General features: G+C 38.2%; 30 protein-coding genes and 1 tRNA gene. 1 reads left to right on the top strand and 30 read right to left on the bottom strand.

The genetic code is table 11. The annotated features are described in order from the left end of the window. Positions 1–232: 232 nt before the first annotated feature. Positions 233–305 (top strand) — tRNA-Thr (locus FAY33_RS01205). Between the two features lie 118 nt (positions 306–423). Here the strand turns inward: FAY33_RS01205 and FAY33_RS20035 are convergent. The 30 genes from FAY33_RS20035 to FAY33_RS01060 all read right to left on the bottom strand — a co-directional run bounded on the left by FAY33_RS20035 (position 424) and on the right by FAY33_RS01060 (position 20,417). Then, positions 424–1,197: an N-acetylmuramoyl-L-alanine amidase gene (locus tag FAY33_RS20035; RefSeq protein ID WP_143318935.1), complete on the bottom strand. Its 774-nt coding sequence runs from the start codon at positions 1,195–1,197 to the stop codon at positions 424–426. Positions 1,198–1,259: 62 nt separating this feature from the next. Then, positions 1,260–1,682, bottom strand: coding sequence for a phage holin family protein (locus tag FAY33_RS01195; RefSeq protein WP_243126528.1), 423 nt, complete (start codon positions 1,680–1,682; stop codon positions 1,260–1,262). A gap of 114 nt (positions 1,683–1,796) precedes the next feature. Beyond that, complete coding sequence (locus FAY33_RS01190; protein ID WP_143318933.1) at positions 1,797–2,159, bottom strand: hypothetical protein; 363 nt, start codon at positions 2,157–2,159, stop codon at positions 1,797–1,799. 88 nt (positions 2,160–2,247) lie between these two features. Beyond that, positions 2,248–2,544, bottom strand: a complete 297-nt coding sequence (locus FAY33_RS01185) for a hypothetical protein (protein WP_143318932.1) — start codon at positions 2,542–2,544, stop codon at positions 2,248–2,250. A 367-nt stretch (positions 2,545–2,911) separates the two neighbouring features. Further along, complete coding sequence (locus FAY33_RS01180; protein WP_143318931.1) at positions 2,912–3,856, bottom strand: BppU family phage baseplate upper protein; 945 nt, start codon at positions 3,854–3,856, stop codon at positions 2,912–2,914. Positions 3,857–3,863: 7 nt separating this feature from the next. Next, a complete protein-coding gene (locus tag FAY33_RS01175; protein WP_143318930.1) occupies positions 3,864–4,109 on the bottom strand; it encodes a hypothetical protein in 246 nt (81 codons plus the stop codon). After that, entirely contained in the window at positions 4,106–5,209 is a 1,104-nt protein-coding gene (locus FAY33_RS01170; RefSeq protein WP_143318929.1) for a hypothetical protein, read from the bottom strand. The genes FAY33_RS01175 and FAY33_RS01170 overlap by 4 nt, the downstream gene beginning before the upstream one ends. Beyond that, a complete protein-coding gene (locus FAY33_RS01165) occupies positions 5,202–6,953 on the bottom strand; it encodes a DNRLRE domain-containing protein (RefSeq protein WP_143318928.1) in 1,752 nt (583 codons plus the stop codon). The genes FAY33_RS01170 and FAY33_RS01165 overlap by 8 nt, the downstream gene beginning before the upstream one ends. After that, complete coding sequence (locus FAY33_RS01160) at positions 6,953–8,623, bottom strand: hypothetical protein (protein WP_143318927.1); 1,671 nt, start codon at positions 8,621–8,623, stop codon at positions 6,953–6,955. Before FAY33_RS01160 ends, FAY33_RS01165 begins: the two co-directional genes overlap by 1 nt. Beyond that, positions 8,620–8,766 (bottom strand): hypothetical protein, encoded by a 147-nt coding sequence (locus FAY33_RS19755; RefSeq protein ID WP_207705989.1) that lies wholly within the window; start codon positions 8,764–8,766, stop codon positions 8,620–8,622. The genes FAY33_RS01160 and FAY33_RS19755 overlap by 4 nt, the downstream gene beginning before the upstream one ends. Before the next feature lie 110 nt (positions 8,767–8,876). Beyond that, positions 8,877–9,242: a hypothetical protein gene (locus FAY33_RS01155; protein WP_143318926.1), complete on the bottom strand. Its 366-nt coding sequence runs from the start codon at positions 9,240–9,242 to the stop codon at positions 8,877–8,879. Between the two features lie 9 nt (positions 9,243–9,251). Continuing rightward, on the bottom strand, positions 9,252–9,851 hold the full coding sequence (locus tag FAY33_RS01150; protein ID WP_143318925.1) for a major tail protein: 600 nt from the start codon (positions 9,849–9,851) through the stop codon (positions 9,252–9,254). Then, positions 9,851–10,180: a hypothetical protein gene (locus FAY33_RS01145; RefSeq protein ID WP_143318924.1), complete on the bottom strand. Its 330-nt coding sequence runs from the start codon at positions 10,178–10,180 to the stop codon at positions 9,851–9,853. Before FAY33_RS01145 ends, FAY33_RS01150 begins: the two co-directional genes overlap by 1 nt. Next, the gene (locus FAY33_RS01140) at positions 10,177–10,629 is read right to left on the bottom strand and encodes a hypothetical protein (protein ID WP_143318923.1); all 453 of its coding nucleotides are present in this window, start codon (positions 10,627–10,629) and stop codon (positions 10,177–10,179) included. The genes FAY33_RS01145 and FAY33_RS01140 overlap by 4 nt, the downstream gene beginning before the upstream one ends. Next, positions 10,629–10,949, bottom strand: a complete 321-nt coding sequence (locus FAY33_RS01135; RefSeq protein ID WP_143318922.1) for a hypothetical protein — start codon at positions 10,947–10,949, stop codon at positions 10,629–10,631. The genes FAY33_RS01140 and FAY33_RS01135 overlap by 1 nt, the downstream gene beginning before the upstream one ends. Beyond that, positions 10,933–11,220, bottom strand: a complete 288-nt coding sequence (locus FAY33_RS01130; RefSeq protein ID WP_143318921.1) for a hypothetical protein — start codon at positions 11,218–11,220, stop codon at positions 10,933–10,935. Before FAY33_RS01130 ends, FAY33_RS01135 begins: the two co-directional genes overlap by 17 nt. 50 nt (positions 11,221–11,270) lie before the next feature. Beyond that, positions 11,271–12,743, bottom strand: coding sequence for a phage major capsid protein (locus FAY33_RS01125; protein ID WP_143318920.1), 1,473 nt, complete (start codon positions 12,741–12,743; stop codon positions 11,271–11,273). After that, on the bottom strand, positions 12,721–13,314 hold the full coding sequence (locus tag FAY33_RS01120) for an HK97 family phage prohead protease (protein WP_143318919.1): 594 nt from the start codon (positions 13,312–13,314) through the stop codon (positions 12,721–12,723). The genes FAY33_RS01125 and FAY33_RS01120 overlap by 23 nt, the downstream gene beginning before the upstream one ends. After that, positions 13,301–14,494, bottom strand: a complete 1,194-nt coding sequence (locus FAY33_RS01115) for a phage portal protein (protein WP_243126517.1) — start codon at positions 14,492–14,494, stop codon at positions 13,301–13,303. The genes FAY33_RS01120 and FAY33_RS01115 overlap by 14 nt, the downstream gene beginning before the upstream one ends. A gap of 1 nt (position 14,495) precedes the next feature. Next, complete coding sequence (locus FAY33_RS01110) at positions 14,496–16,220, bottom strand: terminase large subunit (protein WP_143318918.1); 1,725 nt, start codon at positions 16,218–16,220, stop codon at positions 14,496–14,498. 25 nt (positions 16,221–16,245) lie between these two features. Further along, a complete protein-coding gene (locus tag FAY33_RS01105; RefSeq protein WP_143318917.1) occupies positions 16,246–16,617 on the bottom strand; it encodes a P27 family phage terminase small subunit in 372 nt (123 codons plus the stop codon). 89 nt (positions 16,618–16,706) lie between these two features. Beyond that, a complete protein-coding gene (locus FAY33_RS01100) occupies positions 16,707–16,991 on the bottom strand; it encodes an HNH endonuclease (RefSeq protein ID WP_243126516.1) in 285 nt (94 codons plus the stop codon). Positions 16,992–17,153: 162 nt separating this feature from the next. Next, on the bottom strand, positions 17,154–17,627 hold the full coding sequence (locus tag FAY33_RS01095) for a hypothetical protein (RefSeq protein ID WP_143318916.1): 474 nt from the start codon (positions 17,625–17,627) through the stop codon (positions 17,154–17,156). 48 nt (positions 17,628–17,675) lie between these two features. Further along, positions 17,676–17,912, bottom strand: coding sequence for a hypothetical protein (locus FAY33_RS01090; RefSeq protein WP_143318915.1), 237 nt, complete (start codon positions 17,910–17,912; stop codon positions 17,676–17,678). A 15-nt stretch (positions 17,913–17,927) separates the two neighbouring features. Then, positions 17,928–18,116: a hypothetical protein gene (locus tag FAY33_RS01085; protein ID WP_143318914.1), complete on the bottom strand. Its 189-nt coding sequence runs from the start codon at positions 18,114–18,116 to the stop codon at positions 17,928–17,930. Between the two features lie 39 nt (positions 18,117–18,155). Further along, positions 18,156–18,602 (bottom strand): hypothetical protein, encoded by a 447-nt coding sequence (locus tag FAY33_RS01080; protein WP_143318913.1) that lies wholly within the window; start codon positions 18,600–18,602, stop codon positions 18,156–18,158. Between the two features lie 19 nt (positions 18,603–18,621). After that, entirely contained in the window at positions 18,622–18,816 is a 195-nt protein-coding gene (locus FAY33_RS01075; RefSeq protein ID WP_143318912.1) for a hypothetical protein, read from the bottom strand. Between the two features lie 112 nt (positions 18,817–18,928). Continuing rightward, on the bottom strand, positions 18,929–19,153 hold the full coding sequence (locus FAY33_RS01070) for a YjcQ family protein (RefSeq protein ID WP_143318911.1): 225 nt from the start codon (positions 19,151–19,153) through the stop codon (positions 18,929–18,931). Positions 19,154–19,253: 100 nt separating this feature from the next. Then, positions 19,254–19,934 (bottom strand): DNA methyltransferase, encoded by a 681-nt coding sequence (locus FAY33_RS01065; RefSeq protein ID WP_243126562.1) that lies wholly within the window; start codon positions 19,932–19,934, stop codon positions 19,254–19,256. 222 nt (positions 19,935–20,156) lie between these two features. Further along, positions 20,157–20,417, bottom strand: coding sequence for a hypothetical protein (locus FAY33_RS01060; RefSeq protein ID WP_143318909.1), 261 nt, complete (start codon positions 20,415–20,417; stop codon positions 20,157–20,159).

The following is a 20,417-nucleotide window of genomic DNA, read 5'->3' as shown; positions in this document are numbered from 1 at the left end:
TGACCCACATAGATGCGTTTTTCTGATAAACGATATTTATGTGGGTTAAATTTGACCTTGCTCAATTCATATCTTTTCGTTTTACATTTCAACTGCTGAATGTAAATAATCCAGAGAACAGCTTTAGAAAAAAATGGTAAAATCTCGATTTATTTTTTCTTGAAAGGGTTGATTTTTCAAGCATTTGCTGTTATACTATCAAAGGTTTCGGCTCAAAACCGAATATTGGATTGCTTTCGTAGCGCAGTTGGTAGCGCAACGCATTCGTAATGCGTGGGTCGGGGGTTCGAGTCCCCCCGAAAGCTTAAACAAAAAGCCTTGATTTATCAGGGCTTTTTCCTGTTTTACAGTTTGTTATTTATTCTTTCCTTCTTCAATAGCTCTGTTAATCCGACTATTATCCGACTGTTTTATTTTTCTACCTTAAAATATACCTGGTGCCTGCACACCATTACTGTCTGATACATACAACGCACATTCTAACGGGTGTCCTGCTCTCGGTTCAAAATAGTAATCCTTGCCATCAATGACCTGCCAGCCTGTAACTGCATATCCATCTGGATTGAAATAGTACCAGTGATTATTTATAAGTTCCCATTTCGCCCTATAATAGGAAGTTTCTGTATCTGCATACCACCAGCCATTCGCATCATGATTCCACTCCAAATCATATGATGGTTTCATTTTTGCAGAAACAGCTTCCTTAAATTTCTGCCATTCCTGTGGAGCATCTACAAACCATTTAGGGCATACTTTTCCCGTCACATCATAATGCCGGATCAAGCCCCCATGGAGAGGATCAAGCCCCCATCTTGCACAAAGGTCTGCACACAGTTCTACATAAGCATTATAGGTCTTTTGATTAAATACCCCGTCTGCCTTTGGGTGACAGGCTTCAATTGATATAGTGTAGCTGTTTGCACTGTTTGTACACCATGATATTTCATCCTCCGGAATCAGTTGAATAATTTCTCCTTCAAGGCCAATCAAGTAATGGCAGCTTGCTTTTGTTGCCTTTTCTCCTCTGGCTTCTTTCTGCGGCCCTACTGTTCTTAGGCTTTCAAAATAATTTCTATTATTCTGCGCACTGGTGCCAGGGTTCCCTATGTAATGGCAAGCTACGGCGGTAGTGTTTTTTCTTTTCGTTCCCGGTCTGTTGTAATTGCTGACATTTATAAACTGTTTGCTAATATCCATGATATTTTTCTCCTTTCGCAAAGAAAAGGCCCAGGATTATCCTAGGCCCAAATAATTAATACTTACTCTGTTTTACTCCCTTTACTTTTCAGCACCTCTATGGCATTAATAAGCACCTCTGATTTAACAATACCCATAAGTCCTGCATTTTCTACAATCGAAAGTGCCTCGTTGGCAATGAAGCCGTATATTGTAGCAGTCATAATATAGTCTACTCCTAAAGCAATATCTATCTGGTGCGCTGCCGCAATAACAAATATCATACCAAACTTTTTACACAATCCCTTAAACATGGACATGGAATCTGCTGCTCCTGTTTTCGACTTAGGGGATTGTTTAAATACAGCTGCCACAATAAAGCCTGCTGCAAAATCAATTGCCATTAGAATGAGGACAACGCTTAATGTCGGTGTCCACCCTCCAAATAATTTTACTCCTGCCGATGCCAATGCACCCAATACCATGCAAACTGCTTCTTTTTTCATTTTCATTTCCTCACACTTTCTTTAATTTTTCCTTAACTTCATCGTTCCATCTTGGAGGAACTTCCTCCACATTCATTTTGCCAGCTTCAATCCTCATCAAATAAAATGCCACCATTACTGCGCACCTCCTACCATTCCGGCCAGTTCCTCAATTGCTCCGTCCTGAGTTTCCTGTCCTGCCTCCACATTGTCCAGACGCTTTTCAATTTCCGTTTTTTCACGTAAGGAAACCGTGATATGTACACCATCTTCTTTTACTTGCCAGCTTCCTGGCTGCAGCACAAGATCAGTGTAATTTCCTACCGTGAGTCCTTCCCCATTCTCCAACCGGACGCTTGCAAGGTTTTCTTTTGTCAGCTTTTGCAGCACTGCCGCCCCCGTCCAGTCTGGAAAGATTGTGGTAAGTCCCGTCAAGCTTGCGCTTGTTTCCAATTCAACTGTTGTTCCATCGTTAAGAATCATTTTTTCTTTGTTCATATAAAAATCCTTTCCGCCTATTCTCAGGCATAAAAATAAGCCCCTTATGGGACTGGTTTACAAGTTTATTTAGTTTGGTAAATAGCAACTAACTTACTGGAAGTTCTACCTTTCCATTTTCATCGTATACGTCAAACCATTCACCACAATAATTAAACAACGCTTCTCGTTGTTTTAAAATTGTTGATATTTTTTTCACCTTATATAAAGTAAATCCAGGCTGCTTATCCCCTACAAATTCTTGCCTATAATATCTGCTCAATCCATTGGCTTTATATAATGCCCTGTCTTCTACCATATACTTTCTTTCTGGTATGATGGTTCCGTCAGTTTTTTCAATTACGGGTATAGTTTTTTCATACGGTTCTTTTCTTAAATAATACATTTATTTTTCCTTTCTGCTGTTTCACGGACAGCTCCGGTTCTACGTTAAATAGCAATTTAGCTAACAAGGCAAATGTTGCAGATGTGAATACTTCAATGGACCAGAAGCTTAATAAAGATGCGGTACCAATCGAATGGCTAGACCTAATCCGGCGTAGCGGTTTGTATTCTGTTGTGAATAAAGCGTATACGCCTGATAATACTCAGGAATTTATTTTTCAAGCCTACTCCCCGCTACAAGACAGTTGGGTTGTGTGGCTTACAGCATATCAATTATACGATGACCATGTATATATAGCGAGAATGGCCTCCACAAATGGAACTACATATACTGTTGGAACATGGCATCAACTGTTTTAAATGATCATTTAAGTCCAATCAATTACTTTTCTAATACCATCGTGACCATGCCATTTTAGGCGACCATCGGTATCCAAATACAAAATTCCTGCGGTGTTGCCCACATTTTCAAACCCGATCATAGCACGAGCAGCATTATTCTGGTTGTATGGTGCTCTTACTGCGACTTGAGCGTGGGTGTAGGAATTGTTTCCTAAACCGACAATTGACGTTATTGATTGCCTTCCACTGTAATCGTTCTCCCCTAGACCAGCTTTATTGCTTAGGTCGTTACTAATGTTATTTAAATTGCTATTTGTCGTATCAAGTAAATCTTTTAAAGTCTTGCCATAACGAGCATCAAGAGCAAAACCTTCTTGATTTGTAAGGCCATTGTTTGCCAACTCACTCTTTAAAAGTAGAGACTGTGCCATATGTGCATCTAAAGCTTTTAACCCTGAATTTATAGGCTCCCTGCTATCCTGTAGATCATTTCTTGTCAATGCTGTCTCGTTAAGATTTTCTTGTAGGGTATCTATAAGCATCTGCAAATAATCAATCTTTTCTTGACCCTCATTTACTATTTTTTGGAGTGCAGTTATATAGGAACCTGCCTGTATATTTTTATCTGCAAGCGGATCATATCGACATACAAAAGTAAATTTATTGGATGATATTTGACCAGTTGCATATACCAGTTTTACATCCGCAACAACTTTACCCGGCGATTGTAATTCGTTGCCTTGAAATACGTATGTATATGTTGCCACGCTCTTAGGCATATCGTCTCCAGTAACTATTAAACCATTAGGTAAAGTAAACACTATATATGCACGCCCCGCATCAGTAACATACTGACCGTCAGCCTTTACACGGACGCTGAATTGTATATTGCCATAATCGCCCTGGGTAAACGCATATTGCGTTTCCAGTGCCGCGATATCATTTGCATTTAGTACTACATCATAATTCATTTTCTTTTCAAACCACCTTTCCGAGGATTACATAGGATTTTCCCACACGAGCAACAAGAACTTTATCCCCTTTTGCTGGTGTGTATGAATGCAGATATTTATAAGGTTTTTGACTGGATACATCTTCCCCATAAAAACGGATGTAAGGTCTACCGCCCATTATGCTATCAACCACCGCCATACGATACCCCACTTCTGGTGCAAATATTTCTTTCAACTCATCCAGTTGTTCCCCTGGATTCCCGTATATCATAATTTTACCACCCTTTTCAAAGTGTGCGTCATAGTACCGCCTACAACAAGATTCATTTCCCACGCATACTCAATATATTTATTTCCAACACCAAGTCCGCTCTCTCCTACAAAAACGCAATCGCGGTAAGAGTGATGCGGCATTAGAGCAGTAGGAAGGATAACGGCATCGTAAGTCTGACTTTTTTCTATGGCAATGCGCCGTACTAAATCGTTTAACGTTGTCTGATCAGCTACATCGTCTACGCTCTCAATATCTACCACATTACGCCCTCTATTTATAGTTGATATAGGGCTTGCTACGCTATCATTGATATACTGGCTTTTTAATTCCGCTCCGTCCGGGTCATTTGTATATCTAATAAATATATTTGGCACATTATACATATCCACGCTTTGTTTTGCTCCGCTTTTAATCACGCTCCTATTGTTAGTCTGATACTCCTGCTCTGTACGCCTGTTCAGCGGTTCTATGTACCTCCGACTTACCGCATACCCTCTATTGTCAAAATGTAAAGGTTCATAGTTTATTGCTGTGAGTAGTGAATTTATAATATCAAGTTTGCTTGTGCCAATTTCAAATTCTAAAACTTTACTAACTGTCAGTATGGAAGTTTCGATATTCGTTTTTTTGATACCAGCCGTAGTTATAATACTCCTCACCAAGGAAACATAATTGGTTCCGGTTGCGACAAACATTCTTGTAGTTATTTTGTCCTCTTTAAGAATCGTGCTATAATCGTAACAATCCACTTGCTGCACAACTTTGCTCCCCTGTTTTGATCGTTCCGGACTACTCATTATATAAGTACCAAGAGGATATTCAATCCAACCTGTAGGTGCTTGCAAACACATAAATGGACGTATCCTTAAATCGACACTTTTAAGCTCCATGTCTCCAATCTCTTTTATTGAAAATGACGCAGTCCCCATTATTTCTTGCGAACTGTCAAATCTAATGTTTCCTTTCACGTTTTCTAGGTCTTTTATTTTAATTTCATTTTTATCAAGCAACTCATATCTAAAGTTTATAGATCTGTCAGATTGAAGCATATTTAGTACATCATTATGTGTATATGTTTCTTGCGCAAGGCTATACATCGAATCTCACCCCATTATTGTAATCAACTCTGATTAAGGAAATTTCCACGTTCTTGCCTTTGTTAAACAGTGTATTTTGGTGATTATAATTGCTTATTTCACAACAAAGGCATACCTCATCATTTCGAAACAGATATATACTATTCTTTTTATACATTTCTTCCATTTTGTAAGCATCTTTATTATCAAGGTAAAACGATGTGCCGAACTCCGACTGGCGGTGTATACCAGACTCTTTTACTGGATATATCCTCCCCTCGTACTGGATTAATTCAGCCTCGTTTTCGTGGCTTGTTTTGATGATGTTATACCAGTCACTATCTGATTTGTACATCTTGATAAAATCGTCTGGTGTATTTACATCCGAGAGCAGGCACCCTTTGTATTTTATCCTCATTGTCCGCTTGACACTGTCTGCAAATCCTCCATTATGTGCACATATGTAATACTCATACATCACATCAGACTTCACAGCATAGTCCGTATAGGTCTGCCCCGGAAAACGTCCAATCGGTGTAAATATAATCCCATCTTCTGAACGGTAAATTATCTTGTCTGCTGCAGTAGATGATGTTGAAATCAAAATACCGCCTTGCGCTGCTGATAGAGTGATATCAGGCGCAGCAGGAATCGCAGCAGACAGAGTAAATACTTTTGCACTTTCGTCAGACCACACACCGTAAACACTCCCTATCCTCATTCTGACCGTATATTGACCATTGGCGAACATCATGTTAGGAATATAAGAACTTGATATGCCCCCCGGTCTTTCGCCGCTGTCATGAATCAATGTTCCACCCTGGTAAATCCAAAGCCGATATATTGCCGTTTCAGCTGCATTACTACGCCATGCTATTTCTGTAATGGCATCGTTCTTCATACTGTCTATAATAGGTGCGGTAGGTCTTCCTGTTAATTCAAAGGAACCGTACGCATACCCGGAAGCTGCGTTGTTGGCATTATAGGTTCTCACCCGCCATTCGATAATTCCTGTTGGTAGAGCGTTGGAGTCAAGTGTTCGGCTTTGTGTTGTTGATACGACACCTAATGTATCCGCCCAAGATGTGTTGCCCTGCTGCCTCCACCCGAAATCGTATTTCACCTGCCCTGTGTCATAAAGTGAATTGTGCTTCCACTGAAACGTCAGCGCATTTCCTTTTTCAATTACATCACCGTTGGGGTACAGGATTGTCGGAAGGTCTGGAACGGCATCATTATAAGTAACCTCAATGTATGGCTTGTTTGAGTCAGCCTCAATGGAATTAAAACTCCAGCTACCGGACATTCCGGTGTCTTCATTCACCACTAAAGCAATTACCGCATTAGCCAATCCCTGGCTATTCGCGACAATGCTCGTCAAATCAAATGACACCCATTCGTTTGCATCAAATATTTGATCGTAAGTTGAGGTTAATTCTGTCGGACTCCAAGCCATGTCAGCATCAATATACTGATTTTTAAACTTGCGACCATTTAAAGTGTTTATATTTATAGGGATGTTAAACTGTCCTGCTCCTAATATATTTCTTCGCCTTTTGGTTGTGCAATATAGTTTTAACTCTGCTTTTGTGATTTGTTTATTTGGAAAAGTGGGAAAATCAAACTGTAAAAATCCTACATTGGGGCGGCTTGTTAGTATGCGCATCGGATATATACCCGGATCGTTGTTGTAATAATCGTCCTGAAACTGGTTATCCGTCCAAACCGTGGTATCTGCCTTGCAAGCTATTATCTGAGTAGCCATTACAGCACGCTCCTTCCTGCCCTTGTTGCTGGTTTTACTTGTTGCATGAAGTTTACAACATCAGTCCAATCCTTAATGTTTTTAGCATCAATATTTGCATTAATTATGTATGTATTTCCTCCTATAGAGCGTTTTGATTCTTCTGCAGTCAACACTCGTGCACCTCTAGGTAATATCACCTTTTCCGGCCCATTCTCTCCTGTCCAGGCTTCTCCACCCGGAGCATAGTCGGTACCAGAAGCATAATACTGCGATCCGCTTTGCTGTCCCTGGATTCCTTTAGTGATTTTCCCAACATTAGTCCCTACGCTGTCCATGGTTCTTGAAACCTGATCTCCTTGGCCAACTATTGCAGCAATAATAGCAAAAAGGGCAATCAGGGCAGCTACTACACCTAAAATAATCGCAGTAGTTTTTATCGTCTTAGCATCTAGTCCTCCAAGGAAATTTTTGAATTTTTCGAATGACCCCGTAGTACTTTCAACTGCATTTGTAATGCTAACCATAGTTGCAATCATTCCTGTTATTGTAATTATTGATTGCAAAACTGGAACAGGGATGGAAGACAAAACAGAGAAAAATGCCGTCAGCATAGGTAATAAAGCTGTCCCAAAGCTGTTGGATAGTCCTTCTGCTGAATCTTTGAATTTTCCCATAACCCTATTCAGATCGCTAAATCCATCTAGCGTATCTTTACTCATTACATATCCCACATCATGTGCCTCTTGCTTTAATCCATTAAGTTCTTGCTTGGTCATATTTAATACTGGTATTATATTTTCCCCAGTGGTAGATAGAAGTTCACTTGCTATAGCGTTACGAGTGGTTACATCTTCCATCTTCTGCAGTCCAGTAATCACATCCTTAAAAATTTCATTTTGTGATTTCATTGCCCCATGCGAATCACGAACATTTACGCCTAATAGGCGGAACATTTTTGCCGTATCACTTGTTTTATCTGTGGCTTCCACTGCTTTTTCTGCGAGAGCTGCAATATCACCAGTCATGCTTTCAGCATCGCTACCCACCATCTTCATGATGTAATCCCATTCTTGGTACTGATCTGTGGTCATACCCATTTTTTGTGATACATTAGTTATTTCTTTTGCACTTTCCGCAGTTTTAAGTGTCAATGTTCCCAAAACCGTAGCCATTGTACCTATAGTAAGGATTGCTTCTCCTATTTTTTCTTTTGTTCCATCAAATTTTGATGCAAACGCCTCCACTGCCGGGCTTGCGCTTACTCCCAAGTAGTCTGCTACATCTCTTATTGTATCTCCAAATGATCTACTTTCATCTGATGTTTCTTTGATTTTCTCCCCGGTATCCTCTAGTTGCTTTTCAAGTTTAAGCAATGTTGTTCTTTCGTTCAAGAGAGCCTTATCTGCCTGATCGGCTGCTTTTGATTCATAGCCATGTGCAGCCACGATTTTATCGTAAGATTTAGCTGTTTCTTCAACTTTTTTCTGTTGCAATGCGATTTTCTGGCTAAGCATCTCTTGCTGTACGCCAAGTTTATCTGTTGAATTCCCATATAAATCAGCTTCTGCGGTCGCACGTTTAAACTCCGCATCAAGAAGGCCCATCTTTCGGTTTATCTCAGTAATACCTCCAGAGAACTCCGAATAATCCATCCCGATTACAATTGTTTTCTTATACTGGCTGCTCATACAAAACCTTCGACCTCCTTCATGCTTGTTATTTCCACATCACTTGAATATCCGTTTTCCACCTTAAAATATCTTGGTGTGTACGGTTCATCATTCATGATACTCGCCCTTAAAAGTTCTTCATCCTTGGCTATGTCAATCATCTTTACTACTTTTTCAAGTGAGCTGGAAAAGAATTCAACTTCTGTGCGCCGAAGTTGAAAACAGTACTTGTAAAACAATAAATCAAAATCTATAATCAAAGACTCGGTGTTTATTTCACAAGGTTCGTTATCATCTGCGCTAAGATTTTTTTTTTCGCTTCATCAAGTAATTCATTTTCCGCACTTGCCCCAATGGATTCCGTGTAAGCCTCTATAATTTCATTAAGGCTTGATGGATTTATCGTCAATGCCAATGCTCTGGCTTCTTCAATTGTGAAATTTGGATCATTGGCTTTAATTCCCCCGTATAACACTAGTGACCCAAACTCCGTGATTGAATTTTTTTTCTTTTTACTTTTAAAAAGTTCCTGTTGCATATAACTTACAGCCTTCATATTAAAGGTTGCAACCATTTCTTTGTCATTAAAGGCAATAATAATTTCTTCTACTGGCATTGCAGTTATTCTTCTCGCCATACATTCTCCTTAGCTCCGTTTAAACACAGGTTTGATAGGAGGCTCCAAAAACCATTTGTCTGCCTGCTCATCGGTAAAATCCTCATGTGTCGAGTCAGCATAAAATCGTAAATTCTCGTCAAATTTACGATTTATAAAATTCACGTTTAAAGTTTGGGTACTATAATTAATTGTTGTGGTTCGCTGTTGTACCGAATCATTAATCGGTTGAGCCTTGCCTTTTAACAGCCAAACACATTCTTTGTTCTTGCCAGTCCCATCTACTTGATAACCAATCGCTATGTATGGAGCATCATCATCAGCATTATCAATTACAACACCATCTTTTACTTCATGACCTAAAATTTCCGCCGCACTCGCAGGTGGTATTTTTGTAATATCCATAGCAAGCGTCATACCAACCAATCGATCCTCTTTGTTGACTTTTATACCATTTCCGAATATTTCTCCAGATGCAGTCTGGGAAGTTACTTGTACTTGCATTGCTTCACCTAAACTCTTTATCTCCGGCTCATATGTTACTCCTGCACTATCATCTGTAAGCATTTTGCAATATACCGGGTTGTTAACATTAATTCTATAAGACCGTTGCTTTTCTTTAAAAAACATTAATTATCTCCTTCCTGGATTTGAAAACTAATATTTGCTAACCACTTTTTATTATTTGGATCACTACTCTTATCACATTCCGGGAGTGAGCAGTTCGGCAGATCAATCAGCATAGTTTTTATAATAGCTGTATCTCTATCAAGTTGCGTTTTGTCAGCATAAGCAAATACTATATTGTATGATACAACCTCATTTACTGTCTTTCCATTTCCGACTACTCCAGGAGTGTTACTAATTTCTTCTACCATAACCGAGCGTGGCAGCAATGTGCCAAAATCTAATAACACTTTAAGGCTTAATCTTTCCTCTATTAGTTCAACAAGGTTCAATTTACCACCTTCCTCAACATCTCATTAATGGCATTATCTATTTCTGTTTGTGCTTTTGCTAATGCCTTTTCAATGAAATGGTTCCCTGGCACCCAAGTCCTGCCATCTCTGGCCACATGACCATTGCTAATTAAGTTCCATTTATATCCTGTCTTTTTACCGCCACGGATGCTTACATAGAGATCTCCATTTTTGCTTTTTCTAACAGAAGATAAGACCTCATCTTTAGCATGTATATATGGCCTGCTGCCGTCATAATTTGACGCTGCCTTTTCTTTTGCTCTCTGTTCAATGTCACTACGATGCAGGAAGTATATCACCCATTTTTTTACAATCGTTCCGATCTTTTTAAGGACTACTTTTTCTTCTGCATCAAGTTCTTTAGGAAGATTGTTAATCAATTGATCAATTTCAAAAATGCTTTCTTTGTAATCTATATCAACCTTCATTACTTCACCACCAATTCAATATCGCTATCTCCTTTCCCGTCCCAAAACACCCGTACAACATCGTAACGCACTCCATTATACTCAACAATTGTTGCAAAAACTTCCGTATTGCTCTCAATAGTTTCTCTTGATAACAAGTAGTCATCATTGTTTAGAGAAAATACCCATTTTGCATCTAGGCCGCTTCTATATGCCTCATAAAATTCGGTTCTGGTTGTGGAAATCCTTGTTGCAAAGACATCAACTTTCTTTTCTCGTATTTCAGTTTCTTCCGGGATCAGTGTAATTAATGAAATTTCTTCATCATGAGAACGTTCCACTTCTCAACCTCCCCCTTATTGACCGATTTCTAATTCTATCCATTAGATTTCTCGGCATATCTTCTCCGTTTATCCGGTGCCTGTATCTCCAAGTGGCATAATCACACAACATCATAAGGTCTTCTGTCTCTTTTATATTTAGCTTAAACTTCTTTTCCAATTCTTTGCAGCAAGCCTCAATCATACTTATAAAATAGTCATCTCTTGCCGTAGATGTAAGCCCTAAATCAAGTTTAAAAAGAGTAAGTACTCTCTTCATCTCTTCTTCCATCTTTATTACCTCCATATAAAAATAGGGGGAGAGATATCTCCCCCCTTATTTTACGGTGTTTCAGGTGTTCCCGTTTCTTCATTGGCTTTATCTGGAGCAAATGCCATTTTAGTTGTAACAGGCGTTCCGTTAATATTAAAAGCTACAAAACTGTCCCCGAAAACCGGAAGGCCGTCATATCTTCCAGTCCCTTTAAATACAGTGTTATCCTGTATAAACATTACATGTTCTGACTGTGCAAAGTTCGCTCCCTCACGTTCAGCAAGTAAATAGTTTGACATGTAACCACCCGAAATATCTCCATTAGGGATAAAATCAAGTGTTTCGATAATTCCACCAATAACGGGCATTCTCATCTCATCACCCATTCCAGATACAAGAGCACCTGTTGCCGCAAATGAAAGCAGCTTTGATTGTAATGTGGTCCATGTTTTTTCATTCATAACCCACACTTTTTCATTATTGGAATAGTTGCTTTTTGCTTCTCCGGTTGCCATTACAAACTCTTGATAAAGTTTAGTATCGGTCAATTTGTCTGTTGATGCCTGTGTAATATGTGTCAAATGTAAATCTTTCCACTCTGGTGCATTTTTGTTCCAGTCTTCCGGCTCTACTGTCTGCGCAAGTCTTGTGATATATCCCAAAGGCATTTTTGATTTTTTCCCTTTGCCATAAATGATTGCTTTATCTAAAGCATATCCGATTGCCTGACCTAGCGCATCCAGAATTTCTTCCGCCATGTTGATGTCTGAATCTGCCAAAGTAGAGTTGCAAATGACGACATATCCGCCCACTTTATAGCCATCTACTTCTACTTGATTAAACATGATTGTTAATTCATTTAAAGTTGCACACATTTCTGTCCAGATCGCCTCTGTGACATTTGGTGCAATCGTCTGCCTTGCCGTACCCTTTATGTGCCTCAAATTAACATGTTTAATAAGTTTTGAATATCTATTTGTTGTATCTCTTAAAATTTCCAAAACATTGTCTGGAACCGTCAATTCAGCACCCTTGATACTGCGTTTCTGTGCTCCAAGGCTACGCACCTGTGTGAGGAACGCTTTTGTCCTTTCATCTTTTACAAAATTTTCTACCTGAGAGCGTGTCATTGCCCCCCATACTTTTGTACGCCGCATTGTTCTGCTGTCCATGTTATGTACATTCTGATTCATTCTGGCTTTCCCAATTTTGGAACGAGTTTTTTCCTCTTCATCGGTTGGTTCTTCCTCCGGATCTTTGTCAGGATCATCATCTAACGCATCTAATTCTTCCATAATATCTTCAATCTGATCCTGTAATTCTTCCTCCGTAGCATCAAGCTTATCTTCAAACGTTGCAATTTCTTCTTCCAGTTTGTCAACATCTTTTTCCACCTGAGTGATTTCCTCATCTGTTTCTGCATCTTCGCTTCTTTTTTCAAGTCTTTTTCTGCGGCGTTCGAACGTGGAGCGTTTTCTTTCTATCTCCTTCTTTTTTTCCTTTAACGTATTTAATTTTCTAATAAGTCTTTTTTTTCTCATTGATTACACCAATCCTTCTCTTTAATTTTTTTCTTCTTTCTTCTAATTTTCTTTTTTGGCAGATTATAAATGCCTTATCTCTTGCCTGCACCTGTGTTTCGTCATACTGGGGAAAGGTGCAGATAGATACTTCAAATGTGTTTGCCGAATTTATCACCCACAAAACACCGTCACTATCTTCTTCCGGTGTTTCATCTTCTGGATAAAATCCAAAGCTACACCCTGTTATATCTCCTCTTGCCACACGTGCATATACATCAAGTGCCGCAGTATCATTGGGGTTAATAACTACTTTTCCCCACAGCCCCGTTTCATCTTCTCTAAGTTCTAATGTCCCGGCTGATTGTCTTCCAAGAACAATTCCCGACTCATGATTAAATAAGCATCTAATGTCATTCATTGCTATTGAAGATGCAAATGAACCTTGCTTTAAAATTTCATACGATCCCTCCCACAATTCTGTCTTCTTATCAAAAACTGCAAAATATCCTTCTATACATCTCTCACCTGTTTCCAGTTCCCTTGTTTTGATTTTGCTTCGGTACACTGCCCCTCTTTTACTGATCTTCATTTAATACGCCTCCTTTCTGCACTAGTTTCTTTTGGTCTTCAATTTTATCTATAGGGATGTAATTCTCCAAAACTGCGTAATCATCCATTCCCGGAGCATCAACAGGAGCATAATCGAATTCCGAACGGCCCTCGTTTCTGTTTAGCATGCCAGTTGTAACCATGTTTGTTACATGGTTTGTTAATTCCTGGATATCATATTGCATTAAACTTCTTGGATTTAATTTAAAATACCAATCATCACGAGGACTAATTTTCCTTGTGTATTCTTGCTGTATTACCATTGCAATTGGCATGATTGTTGTTGATATAAAATTGTTATAAGCTGTTTTGTTAAATTCTCCAACTCCGACCATAAACGGAGGCATACCAAATGCTGCTGCAACACTTCTTTTGTCAAGTGTAATACCATCTTGGATTGCAAGATCATTAAGAGTGAGCGGTTGCACTGATTTTACATCAATTTCACCAGCCGGAATAATCCACGGTTCCCCCTCTTCGGTATCATCTCTGTAACTCCCAAGTATTTCTTTTCTTTTCTCCGGGTCCTGTAAAAACTCTTCATCGGCTTGTATTGATATAATTAGCGGAGGCTTCCATTTAGACCGTAAAAAACTACTTTTCGTAGCGTTTGCTTGAACTAAATTTTCTACCGTTGTCTTAATCTGATCAACATACCCTACACCTTTAAATGGTTTATCATCATCAGGTATAAACGGAAAATGAAGCACTTCACTTTGATCGAAAGAAGCTGTATTACACCGAATCAAATATGTACGTTCTTTTTCCTCAAAAACCAATTGATCTGCATTTAAAATTGTTTGCCTTAACAATTTTCCATAACTGTATTCCGGAACAGCAACAGCATTTCCATTTAAGACCATATCAACAACAATTTTATGTATAAATGTTTTTCTAATCATTGTTTCATTTGGTTCGATATCAATTATTCTTGATAGTTCATTTTTTATTCGTCTATCTCCCTTTTCCCCATTTTGCATTAACATAATTGTCATACTTGATACAAGATCAGCAATTCTGTTGGCGCATAGCCTGACCTCTTCATTGTTTTTTACTTTTGTATATCCAATTGGGAGTATGTCTTCCCTATCCGACATAAAATAGGCTTTATAACTTGTATCCGCCCGTATCTTTTTTTTGTTCTTTTTAAATCCAAGCACGTTATTCTCCTTTTTTTCCAAAAAATCCAGAACTTATTTTGCTGGTTTCCATGTTTTCAAGCATTCTAATGCACGCAAATACGGAGGCATCGAATATATCAATTCGAGCTTCATCTTTGATTTTTTCATACTGAATCATATCATCCGTTTTTTCAATGGCATGAACATTTTGCACGCAATACTCATACGCCTCTGAGTGCAAGTAATAAAGCTCCGCATTTTTGGCAGCATTTTCAATTTTTCTAAACCCCTCAGATTTTTTATAAAAATATTGAGGCTGATCAACAATTTTAAATCCTGCCTTTTTCATTGCAATAAAATATTCTCGGCAAAATTTTCGATCATGACCAACCTCTTTGATTTTGAATCCTTTTTTTTTCATTTTTATAAACCAGTTTACAATTTCAGCATGATTCACTGTTGGATTATTACTCATATCCAACCAACCATCATCCTTCCACCCAAACAATGGAATATTGTCTTTATCCGCTTTTTCACTTGCGGCAACAATTGGAAACCAGGCATGTGATATAATTATATTTACATCTTTAAATTTCCCCTTTTCATATTCATAATGATATATCCCATATAACGCTGCAGCCGTTAAATCATATAGTTTTGACAAATCGGCACCTCCATACCAGACAATCGGTAATTTTGCTAAATCTTGCAGCGTCCAATTGTATTTCTGATCGCTGTGCCTGAATTCATCAATGTTAAAATAAGCCTTTATTGCAGCTGTAAATATATTTAATGATTTTGCAAAAAAATCTTTTCTTTGTTGTGGATCATTTTGTGCCTGTAGCGCATCATTCATCATGTCTTCTGGACGTATTGAAACGCCATAAGCAGGATTTGCCATTTCGTGAATTTTAGGATTTGTAAAGTCAACCTCTCCTTTTTCATTTTGATCCGCTTTACAAATAAAAATAAAATATTGCTCATCAGTAAGAATTTTATCAAGTATTTTTTTACAATAAACAAGCTTACTGTAACAAAATGAAGTCATGCTATCCCCGGCGGTAGTAATACCTATCATCATCTTGTTTGTATAAGCCTTCATAGCTTCTTTTATGATGTTATATTGTTTGGGAGACTTATAGGCATGAATTTCATCGGCTATAGCTATGTTACAGTTCAATGAATCCTGCCTATCCGGATTAGCTGCAAGAGCCTGTATATAAATAGCCCCATCTCCTAAATCTCCGCTTATACTGTGTTCCTGGTTGTTGTCGATTACACGGAAGTTTTCTTTTTCCCCCATACATTCCAAGTTATAATTTATAAAGTTAAAACTTTCAAGAGATTGTTTTAATGCCGCTCCCACAATATATATTTTTGATCCGCTGCGCCTTTCTAGCAAACCTAAAGCCCATGATAAAGCTGCCGCAAATGACGTTTTGATGTTTTTTCTTGGAATAAAAATAAAGGCTTCTTTAAATCGTCTAATTTTGGTTCCTACCCGGTAAAACCCCAGAAGATTGTATACAATAAACTTATGAAATGGTTCCAATAAAAACGGTTTACCACGCAACGGTGAACCGTCAAGCCTCTCTCCTTGCTGATGGCAGAATGTACGTTCTATAATTTGAATTACGAATTCCGCATCTTTGGGATTAAAATAATAATCTGGTTTTTGCAGATCATCTATAAAACGTTCGCACACCTGTATCTGCTCTTTACATGCAACTTTCCTGCCCTCCACAATACTCTTAGCATATTCCATGACAATTTCATAATTGGGATAAATTTTATCCTTTTTCAATATCTTTCAGTGCCAATGCCAATGCTGACACCTTCCCTTTTTTATTATTATTGTTTTTATCCTTATCACTCAAAGCCTTAGGATTAAGGCATAAGCGATCCGAATATGCTAATAAGTCTTTTCGCAACGATTCCAGTGTTGCAACTAATGTGGATTTTTTGGTTCCTCCCCGATCGGTTTCTTCATCATATTTAAATCCCCCATCTTTATATTTTTTTGTCAAATTCATATATTGTTCCATCATTTCTGAATAGATGTCAATAAGGGGGGTATACTCGGCCTTAAATACCCCTAATTTTCTCATATCATTAACAGTGTTTTTTTTGATTGTTTCTCTATTTGTGGGCCTTGGAGCCATTTTTGACATCTCCCTTCTATGTGGACTTCAACTTAATTTTTTCGTTCTATTGGAAAAGGCGGGGGGACTCGGTGAAATTTTGATAATTTTTATTTCAATTTGGGAGGGGGGATTGTTTTTCTCTTCAAATTTTCTCCTTCCTCTGTTAGTTTTCCAGTCTTACGATCATGAAGCTTTTCATGCGCCTTGTTAGACAATGATATTAGATTCCAATCACACCACATAAATTCCGGGTACTGTTCCACCGGATAGATATGGTGTACCATGGTTGCGTCCTTTCGTTTTCCGTAACGCTTATAATACTGACAAGTGAATTTGTCTCTCCTTAAAATTTTATCTCTTTTAGCTAACCAGCGTTTACTTTTATAATCCATTATTATCCTTCCTTTTACATAAAAAACGCCCATCACTTGACAGGCGTTTTTTTGGAGAGAACATGATTTCTTGAAATGTTGAATCAACCATTTACAGGGGAGGAAGTATGTAGCATATGTTATTTACCACCTTCTACATAATATTATTATAGCATACCTATTTCAAAATTTTTCCATCAGTTTTCCATCAGTTACAGCCTCGTTTTCAAATAAATCCTGATGGCTTTTTTCAAAAGCAATTAGTGCTTCTCCATGCTTATTAATAATATGTTTATATGAATAACCCATATCACAAGCAATTTGAGTAAAGTTCTTTTCTCCCCTTATGTATCTGCGATACAGCACATCTATATATAATCCATCTTTCAAATCATGTATCTGATCTATGTATTTATGTTTTAGTTCCATGTACTCAATAATTTGGCTCTCTATTATCTCCTCCAATGAAACAACTTTTAATGCCTGCGATTCTGTTTGCTTTCCACTTGATCCAGCTAACGTGGTTTGTATCTTCCCTGTTTCCGTTCCTGCTGTTGAAATTCCCCTATTTCTCTTGGCTTCAATTAATTCCTGCTTTTTATGTTTGATTTTCTGATCCAGTTGTTCCAGTTGGCTCAGATATTCTTTTGCTTTCATTATTCTTTTCACCTCCTGGTCCTGCTGCCCTGCCTGCCATTCGGCAGGCTATTCTAGCATCTGTTCAATTTCACATTGTAAATCATCTAAGGCTTTCCATTTATATAATTCTGGCAACCATGGAACATCATTAACCTTTTTCCACATTATTTCACCATATCTTTGCTTTGCATTTTCAATGATATCTTTAATCTGGTTTACTGCATTTTCATTTTTTTCCAGTTCAGCGGCTTTCATTCTATAGAATTCACATTCCTGCATCAACTGCATTTCTGCTGCCGTCATAAGATCACCCCTTTTTTACGGCCTGTGTATTCGCCTGACTCTATTATTTGGTACGTCAACATATTCTCCGGTATTCAGCAATACCCCAATCAGATTGTTACTGGTTCCAATTACTTCCCCATACCATTTTTCAGGTATAATCATTACCGGAATTAATGGTACTACTGGCTTACCAGCTTTTGTGTATTCCCATTCAAGTTTCATTCGTGCCTCCTGCTGCCCTCTTCGGCTTACTCCTGAAAATTAGTTGATTCCTACAACGCTTATCCAATTTAAGCCACCTTGATTCAGTCTGTCTCTTACGTCTACAATATTTACCAATTCGTCTTTAAGCATTACACTACACTTCATACCATCAGCATACATTGGTATTGACCTGTAGCTAATAACCGTTATATTCCATCCATACTTTTTCTTGGCTTCTCTTTTTAAACAATCCCCCCATGCTGAGTTATGAACAATTACCGGATATCCTGTCTCTGCTGCAATCTTTATTATATTGTATGTTTTCCCTACTTTTCTTTCCGGCACTTGCGTTATGTAATCTCTGCCTCTGTGCTGTTCTGCTGTTGCTACATCTCCCCTTAGTATGTCATATATTTCATTACTGGCCTGTAATATTTCTTCTTCCGTTAGCCTTATATTTCTTATTGCCTCTCTCATTTTCCCTGACATAATTATTCTTTTCATTTCTTATCTCCTTCCCCCACTATTCCGGGAAATCTTCCTTTTTCATAAATCCTCCAACGAGTTTATAAAATTCTTTCTCGCAATCTTTGCAAAGATCAATCCTTTTCAAATCCTCATAATCTACATGGCGTGGATAATTTACAAATCCATTGTTATTCTCTTCTGGCCATTCTTTTCCACACCTATCGCAAGAGAATATTCTTTTTGTTCCCATTTGGTTTTCCTCCTGTCCTGCTGCCGTCTCTGGCTTACTCCTGTAAACCTTCGTTTACCTGATTTATGGTAACAAAAAACCAACTACCGAATATTGATAGTTGGTTTTGGATTTATTCTTCTATAAAGCGTCTTCCCTTTAATGTAACCGTTGCATTTTGCAAGATTACTCCTGACCCCAGTTGGGCCACTATAGCACCTTTTATATAACCTTCTTCCTGCAAATCTTCAATTACTTGTGAATACTCTTTTCCGTCTAGCCCTATATCACTCGGATTCGCATAATTACCATCTTTAATCCCCCGAATAATCTTTTTCATAATTTCATCTGTACTCATGATTCATCCCCCTTTCTTTAGTATTTCCTTCATTATCCAACTATCATATTCGATTGTCAATGTACTATTTACCTATCTTTCAAAATCTCAGTTTAGATAATTAGACCCTTTCCACTCCATAGGAGAATATATCAAGCTGTGACTTATGTTCCTGCAGTCTATTGTTCGCCAGATTGAATGTGTATGTATCCTTTTCGGTCCCCACATACTGGATTCCCAAATCCTCACAGGCTATTAGGCTGCTGGCACTACCAACATGGGTATCTATGAGTTTATCTCCTGGTTTTAAATACTTTTGTAATATCCATTTGTACAGTGCTACGGGTTTCTGAGTAGGCGTTATCCGCTTTTCATTCAGCTTTTTGTTTCCTTGCTGAATCCAACCTTCTTCAATAGATTTTCCCTGCATCATTCCACGCCACATGTACCTAATAATATCTACCCGGTTGTTAAGGGAGTTATAGGCAATCTCTGCATCTGACTGATCGGAACCATCATTGCACTTATCCCAAATAATCCGGCCCCCGACAAGAGGATAATCAAAGTAATTGCAGCCGAATATGATTTGATGCTTTGATATTCTTATCACCTCGTCAAAGTATTCCTTGTCAGGAGGTTCATTGTCCCAGCCCCGATTTTCATAGTTACCATCTTTCACATAAATTTTTCTACCGTTCTTCTGTTTTACAAATCCACTCCTGTTTTTCCCGCCATGTTCCTTCAAACCGTACTGAGGATCACAGAGAGCCAAATCGAAATAATTGTCTGGATACAACTTCATCACGTCTTTGCAGTCTGCGTTTATAAAACTGCTCAATACTGGTATTTCTATCTGTCCATCACATTTATAATTGTTAAAAACTTCAAATCCCATATTTTTAGAAAGGAACCGTCATGACATTACTCTGGCCAGAGTTCCGCCTCCTTTCTTATTCAGTTAAATTCGGGTTTATTGCGGCCGCAAATGTCCTTACCCCTTTCTTTTAATCAATCAAATCCTAATTTAACCATAGATCAGCACAACTCTGCCATTGACTGTCTCTAACGCTACCACTTGTTTTGATTCAGGATAATCTGTTTTAATCCAACGCTCAAAAACTTCCTTTTCTTCTTCGTATTCATTCATATCATCAAAAAAAGTTTGAGTCGTTCCAATTTTATATATCTTTCTTTCTTCTACTGTTGTTTCTCCATCACTTGGAACGAAAAGAAGTTCATCTTCCGTCATCATAAAATATTCAGTTGTTTTTATTGTTTCGAGCAT

The organism is Clostridium sp. HBUAS56010 (genome assembly GCF_007115105.1).
Lineage (GTDB): Bacteria > Bacillota > Clostridia > Lachnospirales > Lachnospiraceae > Lacrimispora.
Note: the sequence above shows the minus strand (reverse complement) of the source record. Positions and strands in the feature narration are given on the sequence as shown.